15 protein-coding genes are annotated in these 21,158 nt (G+C 61.1%); 8 read left to right on the forward strand and 7 right to left on the reverse strand.

Going from position 1 to position 21,158, the window contains the following annotated elements:
• The first annotated feature begins 86 nt into the window (after positions 1–86).
• The 3 genes from yjiA (at position 87) to AC07SU_RS17855 (ending at position 2,667) form a co-directional block, all read left to right on the forward strand.
• Positions 87–1,058 carry a GTPase gene (gene yjiA / locus AC07SU_RS17845; RefSeq protein WP_494997769.1) on the forward strand — a complete coding sequence of 324 codons (972 nt, stop codon included), beginning with the start codon at positions 87–89 and terminating at the stop codon, positions 1,056–1,058.
• A gap of 101 nt (positions 1,059–1,159) precedes the next feature.
• Entirely contained in the window at positions 1,160–1,816 is a 657-nt protein-coding gene (locus AC07SU_RS17850) for a YopT-type cysteine protease domain-containing protein (RefSeq protein WP_494997770.1), read from the forward strand.
• Between the two features lie 92 nt (positions 1,817–1,908).
• Positions 1,909–2,667: a hypothetical protein gene (locus tag AC07SU_RS17855; protein WP_256349894.1), complete on the forward strand. Its 759-nt coding sequence runs from the start codon at positions 1,909–1,911 to the stop codon at positions 2,665–2,667.
• A 56-nt stretch (positions 2,668–2,723) separates the two neighbouring features.
• On the opposite strand, the gene glyA is transcribed toward AC07SU_RS17855, so the two are convergent.
• Together glyA and AC07SU_RS17865 are read right to left on the reverse strand one after the other, a co-directional pair.
• Positions 2,724–3,977 carry a serine hydroxymethyltransferase gene (glyA, locus tag AC07SU_RS17860; RefSeq protein WP_058427701.1) on the reverse strand — a complete coding sequence of 418 codons (1,254 nt, stop codon included), beginning with the start codon at positions 3,975–3,977 and terminating at the stop codon, positions 2,724–2,726.
• Positions 3,978–4,200: 223 nt separating this feature from the next.
• On the reverse strand, positions 4,201–8,052 hold the full coding sequence (locus AC07SU_RS17865) for a sensor domain-containing protein (RefSeq protein WP_494997771.1): 3,852 nt from the start codon (positions 8,050–8,052) through the stop codon (positions 4,201–4,203).
• A 284-nt stretch (positions 8,053–8,336) separates the two neighbouring features.
• Between AC07SU_RS17865 and ettA the strand changes: the two genes are divergently transcribed.
• Complete coding sequence (ettA, locus tag AC07SU_RS17870) at positions 8,337–10,001, forward strand: energy-dependent translational throttle protein EttA (RefSeq protein ID WP_176998456.1); 1,665 nt, start codon at positions 8,337–8,339, stop codon at positions 9,999–10,001.
• A 357-nt stretch (positions 10,002–10,358) separates the two neighbouring features.
• Entirely contained in the window at positions 10,359–11,696 is a 1,338-nt protein-coding gene (gene gdhA / locus AC07SU_RS17875) for an NADP-specific glutamate dehydrogenase (RefSeq protein WP_494997772.1), read from the forward strand.
• Here gdhA and AC07SU_RS17880 read toward each other — a convergent pair.
• From AC07SU_RS17880 to AC07SU_RS17895, 4 genes are all read right to left on the reverse strand, one after another.
• On the reverse strand, positions 11,693–12,181 hold the full coding sequence (locus AC07SU_RS17880) for a GreA/GreB family elongation factor (RefSeq protein ID WP_494997773.1): 489 nt from the start codon (positions 12,179–12,181) through the stop codon (positions 11,693–11,695). The genes gdhA and AC07SU_RS17880 overlap by 4 nt on opposite strands.
• A 70-nt stretch (positions 12,182–12,251) precedes the next feature.
• Positions 12,252–12,608 carry a hypothetical protein gene (locus tag AC07SU_RS17885; protein ID WP_494997774.1) on the reverse strand — a complete coding sequence of 119 codons (357 nt, stop codon included), beginning with the start codon at positions 12,606–12,608 and terminating at the stop codon, positions 12,252–12,254.
• Between the two features lie 324 nt (positions 12,609–12,932).
• A complete protein-coding gene (locus AC07SU_RS17890) occupies positions 12,933–14,786 on the reverse strand; it encodes an Lnb N-terminal periplasmic domain-containing protein (RefSeq protein WP_494997775.1) in 1,854 nt (617 codons plus the stop codon).
• A 91-nt stretch (positions 14,787–14,877) separates the two neighbouring features.
• The gene (locus AC07SU_RS17895; protein ID WP_176998451.1) at positions 14,878–15,366 is read right to left on the reverse strand and encodes a DUF3015 domain-containing protein; all 489 of its coding nucleotides are present in this window, start codon (positions 15,364–15,366) and stop codon (positions 14,878–14,880) included.
• Between the two features lie 267 nt (positions 15,367–15,633).
• Here AC07SU_RS17895 and AC07SU_RS17900 point away from each other — a divergent pair, with 267 nt between their 5' ends.
• Together AC07SU_RS17900 and AC07SU_RS17905 are read left to right on the forward strand one after the other, a co-directional pair.
• On the forward strand, positions 15,634–18,072 hold the full coding sequence (locus AC07SU_RS17900) for a Lon protease family protein (protein WP_176998450.1): 2,439 nt from the start codon (positions 15,634–15,636) through the stop codon (positions 18,070–18,072).
• A gap of 275 nt (positions 18,073–18,347) precedes the next feature.
• Positions 18,348–18,677, forward strand: coding sequence for a PA4575 family protein (locus tag AC07SU_RS17905; RefSeq protein ID WP_178919521.1), 330 nt, complete (start codon positions 18,348–18,350; stop codon positions 18,675–18,677).
• Positions 18,678–18,680: 3 nt separating this feature from the next.
• Here the strand turns inward: AC07SU_RS17905 and AC07SU_RS17910 are convergent, their stop codons facing one another.
• Entirely contained in the window at positions 18,681–20,504 is a 1,824-nt protein-coding gene (locus tag AC07SU_RS17910) for a hypothetical protein (protein WP_494997776.1), read from the reverse strand.
• A gap of 163 nt (positions 20,505–20,667) precedes the next feature.
• Between AC07SU_RS17910 and AC07SU_RS17915 the strand changes: the two genes are divergently transcribed.
• Positions 20,668–21,156: a TIGR00645 family protein gene (locus AC07SU_RS17915; protein ID WP_016976786.1), complete on the forward strand. Its 489-nt coding sequence runs from the start codon at positions 20,668–20,670 to the stop codon at positions 21,154–21,156.
• Positions 21,157–21,158 lie beyond the last annotated feature (2 nt).

Raw genomic sequence — 21,158 nt, forward strand, 5'->3', positions numbered from 1 at the left:
CTGCCCCCCCCCCCCCCCCCCCCCCCCCCCCCCCCCCCCCCCCCCCCCCCCCCCCTCGCTCCTACAGTTTTTTTAGCGCATGGGAGATGTGTGTTTTGTTAACCCCCATTCCGGTAACAGTCCTCAGCGGCTTCCTCGGCGCCGGCAAGACCACCTTGCTGCGCCACCTGCTCAAGGCCGAGCACGGTTTGAAAATCGCCGTGATCGAAAACGAATTCAGTGACGCCGGTATCGACACCCAACTGTTGGGCGCCGAGCCGGTGCAAGTCATGACCCTGTCCAACGGCTGCGTGTGCTGCACCATCCACACCGACCTGACCAAAGCCCTGTACCTGCTGCTCGAACGCCTGGACAGCGGCGAGATCGCCTTCGACCGCCTGGTGATCGAGTGCACCGGCCTGGCCGACCCGGCGCCCGTGGCCCAGACCTTTTTCATCGATGAAGAACTGCGCGAGCGCTACATCCTCGACGGTATTATCACCCTGGTGGACGCGGCCCACGCCGAGCAGCACCTGACCCAGACGATTGCCCAGGCGCAGATCGGCTTTGCCGACCGCTTGCTGGTGAGCAAGCGCGACCTGGTGGACGCGGCGACCTTCGACGCCCTCAGCCAGCGCCTCACGCGCATCAACCGGCGTGCGCCGATCCGTGTGGTCGACCACGGCAACATCGACCTGGCTGAGCTGCTCGATGTGCGCGGCTTCAACCTCAACGCCGGCATGAGCCTGCGCCCGGTGAGTGCTGCGCCGTCCATCGATCGCATCTCCAGCCTGGTGCTGCGCACTGACCAGCCGCTGGATATCGACCGCCTCAGCGAGTTCATGAATGCGTTGCTGGAAGACCATGGCAAGCAGCTGCTGCGTTACAAAGGCGTGCTGAACATCGCCGGGGAAGACCGGCGACTGGTGTTTCAGGGCGTGCTCAAGCTCTACGGGTTCGATTGGGACACCGAGTGGGCCGAGGACGAAGCGCGTGAAAGCGTGATCGTGTTCATTGCCGATGAACTGCCCGAAGACAAGATCCGCCAAGGTTTCCAGCAGCTGTACCAGCCGGAATAAACTGCCCATGCGAGCTGTTATCTCATCAGGCAGGTGAGATCGCAGAGGCAGACCCATGGTGAAAGTGGCACGGACCAACGCCGGCATTGGGGGCAGCGCCAATGCCGGCTAATTATGTTTCCTGGAAAACCCCGATCGGCATGAAAGTGCATCGGGTCGCCAAGTTCAAACAGCGCTCGGCGTTGAGCAATAACGCTGCCATCAAAGAGATGCCCGGCGTGCAGAACGGCGCCTGCATCGGGCTGGCGTTTGCGTGGTTGCGGCGCAGGCTGCAGCAACCGTCGGAGACGCCGCAGCGGCGCATACAGTACCTGGGGCAGGAAGACACGCTGTACAAGGTCGATGTGGATTGCAGCTCCTTCAATCGCTGCTACTACAGGTCCGCCCGTGGCATCGAGCGAATTGTCGCGGCAGCGCCCAATATCTGCGGCATGTCGAGCCGTTCGGCCATCGAAGCGAGCGGGCTGACGGGCTTGGAGGTATTGGCCAGTCATCTCGACGAGACCCAGCCGGGCTATTACCTGTGGGAATGCACCTTTACCGAGGGCGTCACGTCCCACGCTTTTGCCTTGTACGCCGACGGCAGCGGGATGAGTTTTTTCGACCCCAACTCGGGCGAGTACCGTATCGGGTCGAAGGGCAAGCTGGCCTTCTTCAAGCAGCTGTACAACCACTACCGGCTTTACGTGTCGATGAAAGGCGTCAAGGCCGACCTTCAATTCGACAAGCTGTACCTGATTCAGCTGGGACGCCTGTAGCCGGGCACCCTGTTGGCCTGGTCATCAAGCCGAAGCCCAGGCCCTCGGAATAAACCGCGATCACCGACTGTTATTTCAACAGGCACGTTCAGATGTCGGAGATCGACCCCATGGCCACGGCAGCACAGATCCAAGCGGGCAGAAAGAGTGACGGCAAGCTGGCCCAGACTTACCGGGCCAAGACCGGCATGATGACCTTCACCTACCAGGCCTATACCGGGCCTGGCGCGGCGATGATGAGCATCGGCAGCGAAAACGGTGACCCGCTCGCCCAGTTGAAACGCACCGCCATCGACAAGGCCCTGCAAGTGCTGGCGGCAAAGGGCTTCAGCCTGCCGCCGATCACCTTTCTCTGCTCGGCCACCGAGGGCGTGCCGTGCATTGCCTGCATGGGCAACCTGCGCGGCGGCGCCGAATACACCGTCTTCATGGGGCCCAAGACCGGGCAGCACAACCCGCAGATCCAGCTCAATGGCATTGAAGGCGGCTTGGGCAAGGACCCGGGAAGGGGCGTCGCCGACCAAGTGTACGACGGTACCCAGCGCTGGTTCGGCGACCCTAAGATGCATGGGCATGCCGCGACCGTGGTGATCCACGAAATCGGCCATATCCTTCATGAGATGAATCAGCCTGAGACGTTCTGGACCTTCAAGCTCGGCGCGCAAGACCCGTCGATCACGCTCAAGGCGGCCAACAACGGTACGGCGGTGAGCATGTACGCCATGACCAACCCCCTGGAGTTCGTGGCGGAAACCTTTGCCGCCCACCTGTCGGGCAAGTCTTTTGATACCGGTGTGAGCAACTTCTACCGTGAGATAGGCGGTGCGTTACCACCCTCGGGCAGCTTTTAGCAGGCAAAAAAAAGCGCCGACGTTGCCGTCAGCGCTTTTGGTTCAAGCTACTGCTATCAAGCGCCGTAAACCGGCAGCTTTTTGCAGATGGCCTTGACCTTCTCACGGACCGCGTCGATCACGGCTTCGTTGTTCAGGTCTGCCAGGATGTCGCAGATCCAGCCGGCCAGTTCCTTGCACTCTGCTTCCTTGAAGCCACGAGTGGTCACAGCCGGGGTGCCGAAGCGCAGGCCGGAGGTGACGAACGGGGAACGTGGGTCGTTTGGCACGGAGTTCTTGTTCACGGTGATGAAGGCTTTGCCCAGGGCAGCGTCAGCATCTTTACCGGAAATGTCCTGCTTGATCAGCGACAGCAGGAACAGGTGGTTTTCAGTACCGCCAGACACCACGTCAAAGCCGCGCTCGATGAACACGCTGGCCATGGCCTGGGCGTTCTTGACCACTTGTTGCTGGTAGGTCTTGAACTCAGGTTGCAGTGCTTCCTTGAAGCAGATCGCTTTAGCGGCGATCACGTGCTCCAGCGGGCCGCCTTGGGCGCCTGGGAATACGGCGGAGTTCAGCTTCTTCTCGATGTCGGCGTTGGCGCGAGCCAGGATCAGGCCGCCACGTGGACCGCGCAGGGTCTTGTGGGTGGTGGTGGTCACGACGTCAGCGAAAGGCACCGGGTTCGGGTAGACGCCTGCGGCAACCAGGCCAGCTACGTGAGCCATGTCGACGAACAGGTAGGCACCGACTTTGTCAGCAATAGCGCGGAAACGTGGGAAGTCCAGGATCTGCGAGTAGGCAGAGAAACCGGCCACGATCATTTTTGGCTTGTGTTCAACCGCCAGGCGCTCGACTTCGTCGTAGTCGATCAGGCCGTTGGCATCGATACCGTACTGGACGGCGTTGTACAGCTTGCCGGAGGACGAAACGCTGGCGCCGTGGGTCAGGTGACCGCCGTGGGCCAGGCTCATGCCCAGGATGGTGTCGCCGCCTTGCAGCAGGGCCAGGTACACGGCGCTGTTGGCTTGGGAACCGGCGTGTGGCTGGACGTTGGCGTAATCGGCGCCGAACAGCTCCTTGGCGCGATCGATGGCCAGTTGCTCAACCACGTCGACGTACTCGCAACCGCCGTAGTAGCGCTTGCCTGGGTAACCTTCGGCGTACTTGTTGGTCAAGACCGAACCTTGAGCCTCCATCACCGCTGGGCTGGTGTAGTTTTCCGAAGCGATCAGCTCAATGTGCTCTTCCTGGCGCACGGCTTCTTGCTCCATGGCGGCAAAGAGATCGGCGTCGTACTTGGCAATAGTCAAATCACGGCTGAACATGGCGGTCCTCAAGGATCGGGGGCAGAAAAGGAGGGCATTCTAACCCAATGGGTTTTAGATGGCATATGAAAGGACATCATGTCGCGGACAAGTGGCGTTCATCTGGGAACAGGCGGTGATTGTAAGGCCGCCATCGCCGGCAAGCCGGCTCCTACAATTGGAATGCGGTCCCCTGTAGGAGTCGGCTTGCCGGCGATGGCGTCATCAGGCGCGCCGCACAACGTCAATCGAACATGAACAGCGCATCATTGCTGAACTGCGCCTCAAACCGATTCGCCGGCATCGGCCGCCCGAACAGGTAGCCCTGAACCTCATCGCACCCATGCTCACGCAGGAAGTCGAGCTGTTCATGGGTTTCCACACCCTCGGCGATCACCGCCAGGTTGAGGCTGTGGGCCATGGCGATAATCGCGCGGGCGATCTGCGCGTCCTGCTCGCCGGACGGCAGGCCGTCGACGAAGGTGCGGTCGATCTTCAGCACGTCGATGGGGAATTGCTTGAGGTAATTGAGCGACGAATAACCGGTGCCGAAGTCGTCGACCGCGATGCTCAGGCCCAGGTTTTTCAGGCTGTCGAGGATCTGCATCGCCTCGTTGACCTCACGCATCAGGATACTTTCGGTCAGCTCCAGCTCCAGGCACGCCGGTGGCAGGCCGGTGTCCTTGAGGATGGTGGCAATGCGCTCACCCAACTGGCCGTCCGAAAACTGCCGCGCGGAGATGTTCACCGACACCTTCGGCACGCGCACCTTGTTCTGGTGCCAGGTCTTGAGCTGGCGACAGGCTTCGCTGAGCACCCAGTCGCCCACGTCCACCACCAGCCCCAACTCTTCCAGCACCGGGATGAAATCCCCTGGCGGCACCAGGCCGCGACGCGGATGGCGCCAGCGCAGCAAGGCTTCGGCGCCGGTCAGGCGTTTGCCGTCGCCGCTGAACTGCGGCTGGTAATAGAGCACGAATTCGTTCTGGTCCAAGGCGTGGCGCAGGTCGCTTTCCAGTTCCAGGCGTTCCAGGGCACTGGCGTTCATGTCGGCCTGGTAAAACTGGAAGTTGTTCTTGCCGCGCTCCTTGGCGTGATACATCGCCGTGTCGGCGTTTTTCATCAACTGGCTGAGTTCGTTGCCGTCCTGAGGGCTCAGGGCGATGCCGATACTGGCGGTCACAAAGAACTCTCGGCCTTCGAGCACGAAGGGCTTCACCAGGCTGGCGAGGATCTGCTCGGCCACGTGGATTGCCCGGTTCAGCGCCATTTCGCGGCTGACCCGCGGTTGCAGAAGCAGGGTGAACTCATCGCCGCCCATGCGCGCCACGGTGTCGTCTTCGGCCACGCAGCCCAGCAGGCGGGTGGCCATTTCCTTGAGCATGCGGTCGCCGGCGGCGTGGCCCAGGGAGTCGTTGATCGGCTTGAAGCGGTCGAGGTCGAGGAACATCAGCACCACCCACGACTTCTGCCGTTCGGCCGACTGCAGCGCGGTGTGCAGGCGGTCCTGGAACAGCGTGCGGTTGGGCAGGTGGGTCAGGGCGTCGTAGTAGGCCAGGCGGTGGATGCGCTGTTCGCTGGCCTTGCGCTCGCTGATATCACTGAAGAAGCACACGTAGCTGGCCAGGTCGCCTTCATCGTCGAACACGGCAGTAATGCCGACCCAGGCCGGGTAGTGCTCGCCGTTGCGGCGCTTGAGCCACACTTCGCCTTCCCAGGTGCTGTGCTGGTGCAACTGCTTGAGCACATAGCGCAGGTGGGCTTCCTGTTGTTCGTCGACGGTGAGCATGTTGGGCAATTGATCGAGTACATCGCTCACCGCATACCCGCTGACCCGGCTGAACGCTTCGTTGGCCTGCACGATGTAGCCGGCCGGGTCGGTGATCAGGATCGCCGACGTGGAGTGCTCGAATACCGTGGCCGCCATGCGCAGGTCTTTCTCGGCGCGGCGCTGCTGGCTGATGTCCCGGCCAACGCCCAGGATGCCTTCAAACGCACCGTGCTCGTCCCACACCAACACCAGGCGCAGTTCGATCGGCACCTTGCGGCCATCGGCGCGCAGGCAGTCGAACAGGAACAGCTGGGTTTGCACTTCGTCGCGCAGTTGGTTCAGCGCTGCGGTATCGCCCAAAGCGCGGCTGACCCGCTCCACCAGGCTATAGATGCCGCTCAATTGCTGCGGGTTGGCGATGATCGACTGCCAACCGTTCTTGAACACCCAGTCCACGTCATAACCCAGTACGGCACTGACCGACGGGCTGATGTAGTTAAGGGCCAACTGGCTGTCGGTGGAACAGATCACGTCGCTGATGCTTTCGGCCAGCATGCGGTAGCGCTGCTCGCTGTCACGCAGGGATTCGCTGGCTTCGATCTGGTCGGTCACATCCTTGGCCACGCCGATGATCCGCGTGACCACGGCGGTCTTGTCCCGGGCCAGGGCCTGTTCGCGGATCTCGAAGCGACGCCACTGGTTGTTGCGGTGGCGAAAGCGCAATTGGCACTGCAACTGGGTGCTGTAGCCGGCCTGACGCTGTTGCTGGCGCAGGTCGTGGTAGTGCTCGGCGTCTTCGGGGTGCAGCAGGATTTCCCAGAAGTACTCGCCCATTTGCTGCAGTTCGGCCTTGTTGTAGCCGAGGGTGTGGCCCAGGTGGTGGTTGCTGAAGATCATGCGCTGGCTGATCACGTCCTGCACATACAGGTGGTCGGGCACGGTGCGCACCACGTCCGACCAGAAGCTTTCACGCTCCACCAGTGACAGTTCAATGAGCTTGCGGCTGGTGATGTCGCTGATGCTGAGGATCACCGCCTTGAAATCGTCCTGCTGCTCCGGCAGGCGCATCACCAGCCACAGGTACTGCTCGTTGCCGGCGACATCGTTGAGCTGGATTTCCAGTTCCAGCTGCTTCTGCTGGGTCAGCACTGCCTCAAGCACCTGGTAGCCGATGGCCGTGGCGTTGCGTGGGCAATCGTCGATCAGGCGCTCCCACGCCTCTTCGCACGAGGCCACATTGAGCAGACGCACCGCCACCTGGTTGACCTCGGTGATGCGCAGTTCCTTGAGCAGTTGCTGGCGTTCTGCGGGGTTGTCCTGCAGCCAGTCGTGCAATTGCTCGCGGCTGTGCAGTTGCGCCTTGTCGAAGAATGCATTGAGCTCCGACAGGTCGAGCACGCACAGGGCCACGCCGGTGCCCTCGAAAATATCCTGATAGCGCCGCCGGCCTTCATGCACCTGGCGCTGACGGCGGCGCATGTTCAGCAGCACGATCACCGGGATCAGCGAGAACGCCAGGCCCAGCAGGCATTTGCCGATAAATGCGGGCAGCAGTTGCTCCAGTACCGCCGTGCGGTCGAACAGCCCGCGCAGTTGCCAGTCGCTCTTGCTCAGGGGGGTGACCAGTACGCTTCTGTTCAATTCATCCGGGGTGAGGGCGGTGGCCCATTGCGCCGGCATGCCGCTGTCACGGCTGACCACGCGGTGGTTCAGGCGGTTCTCGATGGCCCACATCGGGCGCTGGCCCTGGCCGTCCTGGCGGGTGAGGTTGGTCAGGTAGCTGGGCGCCAGGCGCAGTGCCCAGTACATCCGCGAACCGCCGCTGGGCTGGTGCAGCAGCAGGTAGATGATGGTGCCGTCGTTACTGTTGCTCAGGTAATAAGGCTGGGAGTGGCTGCGCTGCACCAGTTCTTCAAGCCAGGCGCTGTCCTGGCTGTCTTTGGCGCTGTCACTGATCATCGCGCCACTGGGGGCCAGCAGGGCGATACTGCGCAACTCCGGCAACGAGCGTTGCAGGGTGCGCATCAGGGCTTGCTGCTGTTCATCGTTGCGCGGCGGCTCGACCATCGGGAGCAGGTTCAGCGCGATTTTTGCGCTGAGGGCCATGTTCAGGCTGATTTGTTCAGCCAGGTCGGCGCTGTAGTCGATGGTGTATTGCTGCTGGTTTTTCTGGTTTTGCTGCAGCTGGTCCAGCAGTTGCCAGAACAATAGCGCGAGCAGCATGAGGACAAGCGTCGCCAATGCGCCTTTAAGGGTGCCGTGCAGGGGCGCTCCCGGCGCTATATGAGCGGCGCGCAGGGGAGTTGGCGGCGTGACTTTGGACAAGCTGTGATCCTGCGGTTTGGCTGGACTGGCGCGCGACGTGCACTATAAGCCGGACGCCCGGAGGGCGGCTAGCATGCCTTGAGTTGTGGCAAAGTGCCAGTCCTTGCCTGGCTGGACTGACCAAGCGCATTCAGGTAGCTTTGCCGGTTACGCGGGGCGTTCCAGCCCCAGACATTCAGGCTTTTCCCGCACGCAGGCATTGATCACCGTCAACGGCCCGCGCGGCGCATGGCCTGCACGGGCTCCGCCCGCTCAATTCATCAGTCACTGACGCTAGGTTCACCATGGCTCAATACGTCTTCACCATGCATCGGCTGGGAAAAGTTGTTCCGCCGAAGCGGGAAATCCTGAAAAACATTTCGCTGTCCTTCTTCCCTGGCGCCAAGATCGGCGTACTCGGCCTCAACGGTTCGGGTAAGTCCACGCTGCTGAAAATCATGGCCGGCGTCGACACCGAGTTCGAAGGCGAAGCCCGCCCGATGCCGGAACTGAACATCGGTTACCTGCCACAGGAACCGATCCTGGACCCGACCAAGACCGTTCGTGAAGTGGTTGAAGAAGCCGTCAGCGCGATCAAGAACGCCCAGGCGCGCCTGGACGAGGTCTACGCCGCCTACGCCGAGCCGGATGCCGACTTCGACAAGCTGGCCGCCGAACAGGCCAAGCTGGAAGCGATCCTGCAAGCCGGCGACGGTCACAACCTGGAGCGCCAGCTGGAAGTCGCCGCCGACGCGCTGCGCCTGCCGGCGTGGGATGCCAAGGTCGAACACCTGTCCGGTGGTGAGAAGCGCCGTGTGGCCCTGTGCCGCCTGCTGCTGTCGGCCCCCGACATGCTGCTGCTCGACGAGCCGACCAACCACCTGGACGCCGATTCCGTCGCCTGGCTGGAACATTTCCTTCACGATTTCCCGGGCACCGTGGTTGCGATCACGCACGACCGTTACTTCCTGGACAACGTTGCTGGCTGGATCCTCGAGCTCGACCGCGGCGCCGGTATCCCTTACGAGGGCAACTACTCCGGTTGGCTGGAAGCCAAGTCCGACCGTCTGGCTGCCGAATCCAAGCAGCAGTCGGCCCACGAAAAAGCCATGAAGGAAGAACTGGAGTGGGTGCGCAAAGGCGCCAAGGCCCGCCAGTCCAAATCCAAGGCGCGTCTGCAGCGCTTTGAAGAAATGCAATCCCAGGAATTCCAGAAGCGTTCGGAAACCAACGAGATCTACATCCCGGCCGGTCCGCGCCTGGGTGACAAGGTCATCGAATTCAAGAACGTCACCAAGGGTTATGGCGACCGCGTGCTGATCGACAACCTGTCGTTCTCCATGCCAAAAGGCGCGATCGTCGGCGTTATCGGTGGTAACGGTGCGGGTAAATCCACACTGTTCCGCATGCTGATGGGCAAGGAAACCCCGGACTCCGGCACCATCGAAGTGGGCGAAACCGTGCAGCTTGCTTGCGTTGATCAGAGCCGTGAGGACCTGGACGGCAGCAAGACGGTGTTCCAGCAGATTTCCGATGGCTCCGACCAGATCCGCATCGGCAACTATGAAATCCCGTCGCGCACCTACGTGGGTCGCTTCAACTTCAAGGGCGGCGACCAACAGAAGTTCGTCAAGGACCTGTCCGGTGGTGAGCGCGGCCGCTTGCACCTGGCCCTGACCCTGAAAGAAGGCGGCAACGTGTTGCTGCTCGACGAACCGTCCAACGACCTCGACGTTGAAACCCTGCGTTCCCTGGAAGAAGCCCTGTTGGACTTCCCGGGCGCCGCCATTGTGATCTCTCACGATCGGTGGTTCCTTGACCGCGTCGCGACTCACATCCTGGCGTACGAAGACGACTCTCAAGCCGTGTTCTTCGAAGGCAACTACACCGAGTACGAAGCCGATCGCAAGAAGCGCCTGGGCGAAGCCGCTGCCCAGCCGCACCGCGTGCGTCACAAGAAACTGGCCTGATTCGGGTTTGTGGTTTGAAAAAACGGAGCCTTCGGGCTCCGTTTTTTTTTGCGTCTTTTCAGGTGGACCGAGGTGGGTTCATCGCAGGCAAGCCAGCTCCCACAGTTTTATCTGTGCCCACATTTCAAATGTGTGAACCCTGTCAAATGTGGGAGCTGGCTTGCCTGCGAAGACGGTTTAACTGCTGGTGCATTCTCTGAATTCGAATCCCATTTATGGTGCAAAAAGGGTGTTTATTTATATCTAATGCACCATTTAAATTCACAAAGGCGACATTTTGCACTTTTCAGGTGCGGCATGACTTGCTAAGGTCCGGCTCAATCTCATTTAAAAACAATCAATTTGCCGAGACTTCCCATGATCGAATCTGTCGAATCTTTCCTTTCCCGCCTCAAGAAACGCGACCCCGACCAGCCAGAATTCCACCAGGCCGTAGAAGAAGTCCTACGCAGCCTCTGGCCTTTTCTTGAAGCCAACCCCCACTACCTGACGTCGGGCATCCTGGAGCGCATCTGCGAGCCGGAACGTGCGATTACTTTCCGGGTGTCGTGGGTGGATGATCACGGCAAGGTTCAGGTCAATCGTGGGTTCCGCATCCAGATGAACAGCGCCATCGGCCCGTACAAGGGCGGCCTGCGGTTCCACCCGTCGGTGAACCTGGGCGTGCTGAAATTCCTCGCTTTCGAGCAGACCTTCAAGAACTCCCTGACCTCGTTGCCCATGGGCGGCGGCAAGGGCGGCTCGGACTTCGACCCCAAGGGCAAGAGCGACGCCGAAGTGATGCGCTTCTGCCAGGCCTTCATGAGCGAGCTGTACCGGCATATCGGCGCAGACGTGGATGTGCCGGCCGGTGATATCGGTGTGGGTGCCCGTGAAATCGGCTTCCTGTTCGGCCAGTACAAGCGTCTGAGCAACCAGTTCACCTCTGTGCTGACCGGCAAGGGCATGACCTATGGCGGCAGCCTGATCCGCCCGGAAGCCACTGGTTTCGGCTGTGTGTACTTCGCTGAAGAAATGCTCAAGCGCAACAGCCAGCGGGTGGAAGGCAAGCGCGTGGCCGTGTCGGGTTCGGGCAACGTGGCGCAATACGCGGCGCGCAAGGTCATGGACCTGGGCGGCAAGGTGATTTCCCTGTCCGACTCCGAAGGCACTCTTTACGCCGAGAGCGGTTTGACCGAGGAGCAATGGTCGGCGCTGCTGGAGCTGAAAAACGTACAGCGCGGGCGCATCAGCGAACTGGCCGAGCGCTTCGGCCTGGAGTTCCGTAAAGGCCAGACCCCGTGGCATTTGGCCTGCGACATCGCGTTGCCCTGCGCAACCCAGAACGAACTCGATGCCGAGGCGGCGCGCACGCTGTTGCGCAACGGCTGCATCTGCGTGGCCGAAGGCGCCAACATGCCTACCACGCTGGAGGCTGTGGATATCTTTATCGAGGCGGGCATTCTGTTTGCCCCGGGCAAAGCCTCCAACGCCGGTGGCGTGGCCGTGAGCGGGCTGGAAATGTCGCAGAACGCCATGCGCCTGCTGTGGACGGCCGGTGAAGTGGACAGCAAGCTGCACAACATCATGCAGTCGATCCACCACGCCTGCGTGCACTACGGCGAAGAAAACGGTCGGATCAACTACGTGAAGGGCGCAAACATCGCCGGCTTCGTGAAAGTCGCCGACGCGATGCTGGCCCAAGGCATCGTCTAAGCCTCAGGCTCGATCCGCAGCACTTCGATCAACTGATCGCCGACGGGGCGCTTCCACAGCACCTCGTCACCGATCTGGGCACCCAGCAAGGCACGGCCCAGCGGCGAGCCCCAGTTGATCAAGTGCGCGGCGGCGTCGGCCTGGTCTTCGCCGACCAGTTGGATGCGCTGCTGCTCATCCTGTTCATTGGCGAAGGTGACCCAGCTGCCGATCTGTACGTTGTCGGTGGAAGTCGCCGGCGCGACGACTTGAGCGCTTTGCACCCGTTGATTGAAGTAGCGCAGGTCGCGCTCAAGGTCAGCCAGGCGCTGTTTGTCGTCTTTGGAAGATTCGACGCTATATGCCTGCTGTAACTGCGCCACCTTGGCCTGCAACTGCGCCAACCCTTGGGCCGTCACTCGGTTGGGCTGCTCGCTGACCTGGCGCTCCACCGGCTGGTCGGCCTGGGCGGCGGCGTTATCTTCATTTACAAAAGCTCGGCTCATGACGTTCTCCCTCAATGGAGTTTGGGCCATAGTCGCCGCGCTTTAGTTTCGATGGATGTCTGAAAGCGACCTATTGCGAGCGATAGGCCCTGGCGGCGTCGCGGTCTTTCTCTTGCTGCCAGGCGCGCTCGCGGTCGTCCCAGTGATTGTCCTTGTAGTCGCGCAGCTCTTCGTTTTCACGCATGGCCTTGCATTGGCGGAAGCCATCCTCCCAGCCTTCGGCGTACTCGCGGTCCTTGAGATAACGCGGCACATTCTTGCGAAACGCCCCGCTGATCACCCCGGCCGCCTGGCGACCACTGCTGCAACCGTCGTCAAAACCATCGGCAAACGCCGGTGGATAACCCTTGGCCAACAGGTCTTGATGAGTGGACTGACAACCGGCCAACCACACCATCGCACACAGCATTACCGCATACCGCCACATTGCCTGCTCCCTCGCCGTGTCACGGCTGATAGGAGAAGTCTAGAAGGGGATTCGTCGGAGAGATGTGAAAGGAAAGTGAGAACGGTGTGGTCCGTAGGCGCCGGCTTGCCGGCGATGCAGACACCTCGGTGTGTCAGGTAATCAGCGGTGATGCGATCGCCAGCAAGCCGGCTCCTACAGGTTGCGTTGGTCAAATGTGGGAGCGGGCTTGCCCGCGAAGGCGGTGGTTCAGCTGAAATATCTTTGACTGGCACACCGCATTCGCGAGCAAGCCCGCTCCCACACAAGCCCGTTCCCACATTTTTGATCGTTGTGCGCCTTTGGTCAGTAGTGATACCACTTCACTTCCAGCAGCACTTCGTTCACCGGGGTGGAGAGGTGGCTGTACTCGCGTTGGGCACTCAGGCGCAGGCCCAGGTTGCGGGACAATTCCCACTGCTGGTTCAGGCTCAGGCTGCGGCGCACTTCGCCGTTGGTGAAGAAGTCGCCCTTGGCTTCCAGGCTCAGGTTGCCCAGCGGGTTTTTCCACAGCACGCCGGTGTTGAAGCCGGCTGCGGGGGAGATGGCTTCGCTGAAGTCGTTGTTGTGTTCCACGCGCACGGTGCCGAGGGCGAAGCCGAGCATGTCGTCGCTCAGTTGCCAGGTACCACCGGCGCCGCCGTTGACGTGGGCCACCAGGGTTTCGTCGTCGTGTTTGCCGGGCACCCGCTCCAGGCCGCCGGTGACTTGCCAGGACCACGGCTGCAACAGCGCGTTGCGCGGGGTCAGGGAGCGGATGGTGGCCAGGTCCAGTTGCTGCAGTTGCCAGTGGTTGCCTTCGTACTGGCGCAGTTTCATCTGCAGGATTTCGATCTGCGCGCCGAGGGGGAAGCCTTCGGCATTGTCATTGAGGTCGTGGTAGGCCATGCGCAGGCCGTACTCACCGAAGGCTTTGTCGCCACGGGTGCCGATACCGGCTTGCCAGGTGCGCGACTCATGGCCGTCTTCCGGCAGGCCGGGGCGTTCGACGTTCAGGTCGGGCGCCGGGTTCTGGTTGATTGCGCGCAGCAGTTCAAAGCTGCGTTGGGAACGTTCGGTGTCACGCTCCAAACCGTTGGCGCGGTAGCGACCCAGGCGGTAGGCGGCGTCGATGATCAGGGCCTGGCGCTCGCGGGGCAGGGCCTTGAAGGCCGGCTCTTGCAGTTGCTTCTGGTCGTCGCTGACCTTGAGTACCCACTGTTGTTCTTCATTGCTCAGCGGCTTGGCACGCTCCAGTAGCTCGCGTTCGCGGGAAGGGCGGTAGTCGATCTTCTCCACCAGCCCTGCATCCTTCACCGCCTTGACGGTGTCGGTAGGGATGGCGGTCAGCGGGAATTGCTCGGTCAGGCGCAGGCCTGGGCGGGCGACTTGCAGCAGTTCCAGCAGGCGATAGGAGCAGTTTTCGTCAAAGAAGAAATAGTCGAACTGGATCTGCTTGAGCTCCCACACGTGCTCGACCATGCGCTCGGTCTCGACCTGGGTCAGGTTCAGGCGGTATTCCCACAGGTCGCGGTTTTCGAGGCTACGGTACTCGGAAAGTTTTTCCTGGTAGGGCACCAGGGCGAACAGGCCGGGGTAGCCGCCCATCAGGCCTTTCCAGGCGTAGAGGATGCTGTTGTCCGAACCTTCGATGTAGGCGCCGAAGTTGATCGCGTAGCTGAGCAGGGCGGTCTTGTCGCGCTGCACATCGGCCTGGTCGATGCGCAGCAGGGTGTGGCCGAACATGGACGACGGGCTGTTGAGGTAGGCCGCCGGGAAGATCATCACCGCGCTGTGCGGGGCGACGTCCTTGAACCATTGCTTGAATTCTTTGCAGTCCACGGCGGGCAGGTCGGTCAGTTGCAACTGATCCTTGAGCCAGCGGGTGCGTGCGGGGTAAACGCATTGAACATGTTTTTCGCCCAGGCTGGCCGGCGCATAGAGTGCGTCAACGGTGGCCTTGAGTTCGGCGTCCGGGTGGTGGGCACCGTCGGGGGCGAGGAAGAATTTCTTGTCACTGACATAGCTGCGCCAGCCCTTGAGCTTGCCGGCTTCGTAATGGCCCAGGGACAACCAGAACGGATCATTGGCCAATTGCTGCAAACGTTGATCATCAATATGCGGGGCCGCGTACAGCGGGGCGCAGGCGAAGAGTGCCAGCCAGGCAAAGCGTTTGAGCATAGGGGCAACTTAAGTCGGATAAAGAGAGACCCAAAGGGGAGGCGGGTCCAAAAATAAAGCCCGTGCCTCGAAAGGCACGGGCGGGTCGAGCTTAAGCCTGGGTAGCGTATTTCGCCAGGCGGGCGTCGCCCTTGAGGACGGCGAGGGTGTTGGTGTGCACATCGTCAGCCGTCACGTCGGCTTTGCTGAAGATCTGTTGGAAGTGCTCGTGGGTCACGGCAGCGAAGTGCTCGCGATCTTCTGGAGCAACGCCCAGTACCACCGCGTAGGTGGTCAGTGCTTCGCCATTGCCTTTGGCCATGTCTTCGGACAGCTCGTTCATCATGCCATTCATGGCAATCCAGGACTTGCCGCCGTAGGTCAGGGCGCTGTTGGTGCTGCAACCGTTGGTGCCCGAGGTCATGCCGAAAGTGGCGTTACCGGAGGTGCCGTTGGTGGTGGACGCCAGGAAGTGAGCTGGAGTACCGCGTTGGCCTTCAAACAACATGTTGCCCCAACCGCAGTTCGGGCCGCCTGGTGCTTCTGCCATTGCATTGAGGGAGACGACGGTGAAGAGAGTACCAAGAAGGATCCGTTTCATAGCTTTGTTCTCTTTGTGTGCAAACCAATGGACAAGGGTTCAGGCGCGTTGCAGCGCCCTAGGGATCGGTTATTAGTCCAACCCGCGCAGTTTGGAGTTTAGGCACGTTCCCGGGGTTCCGTGTTTTTTTATAAAACAATCAGCGATGTCGCGAATTATTTGTAGGACGCCTCCCGTGTCTATGCTTTCCCACAGGCTCGCCTTGCCAGAGCGCGCAAGCGGGAGCCAGAATGCCGTTATCTGCCCCGCCTGATGTAAGGAAGCCCGATGCCTGATCCTGTTGCTGCCAGCTTGCGTCTAGCGCCCGAAGCGCTGACTCGTCCTTTTTCCGCTGAACAGTTCAGCTTCTCGACCACCAATGATTTGGAGCCCTTTCGCGGTGTGCTTGGCCAGGAACGTGCGGTTGAAGCCTTGCAGTTCGGTGTGGCCATGCCACGCCCCGGTTACAACGTGTTTGTCATGGGCGAGCCCGGTACCGGCCGCTTTTCGTTCGTCAAACGCTACCTGAAGGCAGAAGGTAAACGCCTGCAGACCCCGTCGGACTGGGTCTATGTGAACAATTTCGATGAGCCTCGCGAACCCCGTGCGCTGGAACTGCCCGCGGGCGGCGCGGCGGCGTTCATCAGTGACATCAGCGGGTTGATCGACAACCTGGTGGCCACCTTCCCGGCCGTGTTCGAACACCCGACCTACCAACAGCGCAAAAGCGCCATCGACCGCGCTTTCAACCAGCGCTACGACAAGGCCCTGGACGTGATTGAACGCCTGGCATTGGAAAAGGACGTGGCGCTGTACCGCGACAGTTCCAACATCGCCTTTACCCCGATGCTCGACGGCAAGGCGCTGGACGAAGCCGAGTTTTCGCAGCTGCCGGAAGCCGACCGCGAGCGCTTCCACACGGATATTTCCGAGTTGGAAGAACGCCTCAACGAAGAGTTGGCCAGCCTTCCACAGTGGAAGCGCGAGTCGAACAACCAACTGCGCCAGTTCAACGAAGAAACCATCACCCTGGCCCTGCAGCCATTGCTCTCGCCGCTGTCGGAAAAGTACGCGGAAAACGCGGCGGTCTGCGGTTACCTGCAAGCCATGCAGGTGTACTTGCTGAAAACCGTGGTCGAGCAATTGGTCGACGACGCCAAGACCGACGCCCAGGCGCGCAAGCTGCTCGAAGAGCAATACTGCCCGAGCCTGGTGGTGGGCCACCCGATCAACGGCGGCGCGCCGGTGGTGTTTGAACCGCACCCGACCTACGACAACCTGTTCGGCCGTATCGAATACAGCACCGACCAGGGCGCGCTCTACACCACCTACCGGCAATTGCGCCCGGGTGCTTTGCACCGCGCCAATGGCGGCTTTTTGATCCTCGAAGCCGAGAAAATGCTCGGCGAGCCGTTTGTGTGGGACGCGCTCAAGCGTTCCCTGCAGTCGCGCAAGCTGAAGATGGAATCGCCGTTGGGCGAGCTGGGGCGCTTGGCCACCGTCACCCTGAACCCGCAGATGATTCCGTTGCAGGTCAAGGTGATCATCATCGGTTCGCGCCAGCTGTACTACGCGTTGCAAGATGCCGATCCGGACTTCCAGGAGATGTTCCGGGTGCTGGTGGACTTCGACGAAGACATCCCGATGGTGGACGAGAGCCTGGAGCAGTTCGCCCAGTTGCTCAAAACCCGCACCTCGGAAGAAGGCATGGCGCCCCTGACGTCGGACGCCGTGGCGCGGTTGGCCACCTACAGCGCACGCTTGGCCGAGCACCAGGGCCGTTTGTCGGCGCGCATTGGTGACCTGTTCCAGTTGGTCAGCGAGGCGGATTTCATTCGTCACCTGGCGGGCGACGAGATGACCGATTCCGGGCATATCGAGCGGGCGCTCAAGGCCAAGGCCACGCGCACCGGGCGCGTGTCGGCGCGGATTCTCGACGACATGCTCGCCGGGGTGATCCTGATTGACACCGCAGGCGCGGCCGTGGGCAAGTGCAACGGGCTGACAGTGTTGGAAGTCGGCGATTCGGCCTTCGGTGTGCCGGCGCGGATTTCCGCCACGGTGTACCCGGGCGGCAGTGGCATTGTCGACATTGAGCGTGAGGTTAACCTCGGCCAGCCGATTCACTCCAAGGGTGTGATGATCCTCACCGGTTACCTGGGCAGTCGTTATGCCCAGGAATTCCCGCTGGCCATCTCGGCGAGCATCGCGCTGGAGCAGTCCTACGGTTACGTGGACGGCGACAGTGCGTCCCTCGGCGAGGCGTGCACCTTGATTTCGGCCCTGTCGAAGACGCCGCTCAAGCAGTGCTTTGCCATCACCGGCTCGATCAACCAGTTCGGCGAAGTGCAGGCGGTGGGCGGGGTCAACGAGAAGATCGAAGGCTTCTTCCGCCTGTGCGAAGCGCGCGGCTTGACCGGCGAGCAGGGGGCGATCATTCCCCAGGCCAACGTGGCCACGTTGATGCTTGATGAGAAGGTGCTGCAGGCCGTACGTGCCGGGCAGTTCCATATCTATGCGGTGCGCCAGGCGGACGAGGCGTTGAGCCTGTTGGTGGGCGAGGATGCCGGTGAGCCGGATGCCGAGGGGCAATTCCCGGAGGGCACCGTCAATGCCCGCGTAGTCGAACGCTTGCGTGCGATTGCCGAGATGATCAGCGAGGAAGACCTGAAAGAGGCGGAAAAGGAGCTGGCGCAGCAAGCGCTGGCCGAAGCCAAGCCCACCTGACACACCTTTGTAGGAGCCGGCTTGCCGGCGATGGCGGCGTGTCAGTTAAAGCAATGTTGACTGACATATCGCGATCGCCGGCAAGCCGGCTCCTACGGGGTAAGGTGTCAGTAAATTGGCTGTTTTTGTGGGGCCAACGCCCGTTGGTCCCTACAACCTTGGTTTGTCGTGGTTTTCTTCTATTCTCTGCTCAAGGGATATCCACAGGAGTCGCTGGATAGAGACAGCCTCGCCGTGCGCTGAGGTTGAACACCGATCTACCGAGGGTCGCCGCCATGCCGCGCAACCTTTGCCTTACCCGTCAATGCCTGGGCCTGGTCACCCGTATCGAATGCTCCATTCGCCCGCTCGCCGGGGATAACGGGATGTGGACCTTGCTGTTTGCGGCCGGGATGACCGGCGAACAGCCGTCCACCATCAAGTCCCAAGGCCCGTTTCATGGGCCCTTCGTGGCAGAAACCATACTGGAATCGATTGTCGACAGCCTCACGCTGCACGGCTACGAGAAAGCGGGCGACCCGCAGATCTGGAGCCTGCACATGCAGGCCCACCTGCGACAGCTCAACGGCGGGCGCTCACAGACGGTCAGTGATACCCATCACTGACCGCTATTGTGCCTGCGGCTTGTCCAGCTTGACCTCGAAGCCGTATTGCACGGTGTTCAGGTCGGTGCGCTGGTAGCTTTCCAGCACGGTCGGCTGGCCGTAGAAATAATGCACGTCAAACATCGCCGTGCCGTATTCCTCGGCGCGGTGGCTGACGCCGAGGATTTCCTTGAGGTAGTTGCCGCTGGCGTCCTTGGCGTAGAAGCGCCAGCTGTCGGACGGGAATGCCTTCTGGTCGACGATCAGCGCGTTGTCCTTGAGCGTCAGGCCTTTGGGCAGCTTGGCGACGTCAATCGTGGCCTTTTCGATGTTGGCCAGGAACAGCGGGATCGAACCCACCACAAACGCCGGGTTTTCCGGAAACAGGTTGAGGTCGTAGGTCAGCGTGCCACGGGCTGCGTCCAGCTCAAACGCCTCGGCCGGCAGCTCGATGGGTTCGCCGCGCTCGCCCTTGTCGTCGGCCGTGAAGAAGGTGATGGGTTCTTCGCTGCTGTTGCGTTCGCTGCCGACCAGGTCGTCGTTGAAGGTGAACGGGTGGTCGAACACGATGTGCGCGGCGCTGGCGTCTTCGGTCGACTGGGTAATGGTGACGCTTTTTTTCAACTGGTCTTCGGTCAGCGTCGCGTCTTTGAGCCAGCTGGCGGCGCTGTCGTCATACACCGTGACGGGCATCGGCAGGGCTTGCACGGTTTTTTGCAGGCTGTTTTTGTCGAAGCGCATCACCGGCAGGTCGAGGTCCTTGTGCGTGACCGTCGCCTTGGAGAAGTCCAGCACGTTGACCTGCAGGCTATCGATCACGCCGTTGAAGTACACCTTGGCGTAGTGGCTGCTCTGTTTGTGCTCGAACGCCTTTTGTTCGTCGCTCAGTTGCTTTTCAAATGCGTCGGACCAGGCCTTCTGCTTTTGCATCTCGGCCAGTTGTTTCTCGTAGAACGCCACCTGGGCGCTGCTCTCGTTGATCGAGCCCGCGCGGGTGAGGAATTGCCCGGTGGTGTCGCGTGCCTGCACCAGCAACGGGTTAGGCGATTCGTCGCCCACTTCCGGGGCGAGGGGCGCGCTGGTGGTCAGTTCGATCTCGGCGTAGTTCTTTTCAAGCAGCAGCAGGTTGAGGGTGATATCGCCCTCGGTGCGCTTGCGGCCCACGTCTTTTTTCGACAGGTCGAAGGTCAGCACCTTGCCGGGGGCAACCACTTCCACCGCACCTTTGAGGCTGACCGGTTGCGGCTGGCTCTTGTTCTCAGTCTCTACGCCATCGATGAACGGGTAGGTCACCGTCAGGTCATCGGGGTTGGTCAGGTTGGAACTGCTGGGGCTCAGTTGGATGCCCGGGTCGGTTTCCGACCATTCAGGCTGGAAAGGAATGACCTTGTTGTTGCTCAAGGTCACCGACTGCCATTCCAGCCCGTGGGGGAAAGGGAACTGGTCGGGGCTGTTGAAGTTGAACGGGAAGACCGGCTGCAGGTCGGTCAGGTAGTCGGAGTGCGAGGTTTTACGCAGCACGAACAGGCCGTTGATGTAGGTGTCCACCAAGGCTTGGGGCGTGGGGTAGTGTTTGAGCAGGGCCAGGGTGTCTTCGCCATATTCGGCCTCGACGGGCTTTTCGGCGAGTTTGACGCGTGCCCGTTCCAGCAGGAGCAGCGAGCCGCCGAGGTCGGCGATGGCGTCGCGCAGCTTGGGATCCTGGATGCTGTCCAGGGACTGCTCGAACTTGGCGGTTCTCTCTTCGAGGGTGGCTTGCTTCTGCTCTTCTTTGGGGGAGCAGCCGCCGCTCATCAACAGCATCGCACCCAGGCCGATAGTGGCCAAATGGGATCGCACATCCATCATCTGAGTTTTTCCTGTTCGACGTCATCGAGCCGATTTGATGGGCTCGACACTAGCAGAAAAATTCTCTTACAGATGCCGCTCAGGTCAGTTTTCTCGCGGTGACAGGTGTCTTGTAGCGGCTGGTATACTCGCGGCCATTTTTAGCCAAGCTGTGTGAGATTCAATGGAACGCTTTATCGAAAATGCTATGTACGCCTCGCGCTGGCTGCTGGCGCCAATCTATTTCGGCTTGTCCCTGGGGTTGCTGGCGCTGGCGCTGAAATTCTTCCAGGAGGTGATTCACCTGCTGCCGAGCGTGTTCTCGATGGCCGAGTCAGAGCTGATCCTGGTGCTGCTGTCGTTGATCGACATGGCCCTGGTGGGTGGCTTGCTGGTGATGGTGATGATCTCCGGCTACGAGAACTTCGTCTCGCAGCTGGATATCGATGAGAGCAAGGAAAAGCTCAACTGGCTCGGCACCATGGACTCTTCGTCGCTGAAGATGAAGGTGGCGGCGTCCATCGTGGCGATTTCCTCCATCCACCTGTTGCGCATCTTCATGGACGCCAAGAACGTCGATCCGCAGCATCTGATGTGGTACGTCATCATCCACATGACCTTCGTGATCTCGGCGTTTGCCATGGGTTACCTGGACAAGGTCACCAAGCACTGATG

It is taken from the genome of Pseudomonas sp. GW821-FHT05H12 (assembly GCF_059419385.1).

What these genes read in the sequence shown, in the direction of transcription:
- ettA (WP_176998456.1), top strand. Translation starts at nt 8,337, where the DNA reads ATGGCTCAATACGTCTTCACCATGCATCGGCTGGGAAAAGTTGTTCCG.
- AC07SU_RS17890 (WP_494997775.1), bottom strand. Translation starts at nt 14,786, where the DNA reads ATGCTCAAACGCTTTGCCTGGCTGGCACTCTTCGCCTGCGCCCCGCTG.
- AC07SU_RS17850 (WP_494997770.1), top strand. Translation starts at nt 1,160, where the DNA reads ATGCCGGCTAATTATGTTTCCTGGAAAACCCCGATCGGCATGAAAGTG.
- AC07SU_RS17895 (WP_176998451.1), bottom strand. Translation starts at nt 15,366, where the DNA reads ATGAAACGGATCCTTCTTGGTACTCTCTTCACCGTCGTCTCCCTCAAT.
- AC07SU_RS17885 (WP_494997774.1), bottom strand. Translation starts at nt 12,608, where the DNA reads ATGTGGCGGTATGCGGTAATGCTGTGTGCGATGGTGTGGTTGGCCGGT.
- AC07SU_RS17915 (WP_016976786.1), top strand. Translation starts at nt 20,668, where the DNA reads ATGGAACGCTTTATCGAAAATGCTATGTACGCCTCGCGCTGGCTGCTG.
- gdhA (WP_494997772.1), top strand. Translation starts at nt 10,359, where the DNA reads ATGATCGAATCTGTCGAATCTTTCCTTTCCCGCCTCAAGAAACGCGAC.
- yjiA (WP_494997769.1), top strand. Translation starts at nt 87, where the DNA reads ATGTGTGTTTTGTTAACCCCCATTCCGGTAACAGTCCTCAGCGGCTTC.
- AC07SU_RS17855 (WP_256349894.1), top strand. Translation starts at nt 1,909, where the DNA reads ATGTCGGAGATCGACCCCATGGCCACGGCAGCACAGATCCAAGCGGGC.
- AC07SU_RS17905 (WP_178919521.1), top strand. Translation starts at nt 18,348, where the DNA reads ATGCCGCGCAACCTTTGCCTTACCCGTCAATGCCTGGGCCTGGTCACC.
- glyA (WP_058427701.1), bottom strand. Translation starts at nt 3,977, where the DNA reads ATGTTCAGCCGTGATTTGACTATTGCCAAGTACGACGCCGATCTCTTT.
- AC07SU_RS17880 (WP_494997773.1), bottom strand. Translation starts at nt 12,181, where the DNA reads ATGAGCCGAGCTTTTGTAAATGAAGATAACGCCGCCGCCCAGGCCGAC.
- AC07SU_RS17910 (WP_494997776.1), bottom strand. Translation starts at nt 20,504, where the DNA reads ATGATGGATGTGCGATCCCATTTGGCCACTATCGGCCTGGGTGCGATG.
- AC07SU_RS17900 (WP_176998450.1), top strand. Translation starts at nt 15,634, where the DNA reads ATGCCTGATCCTGTTGCTGCCAGCTTGCGTCTAGCGCCCGAAGCGCTG.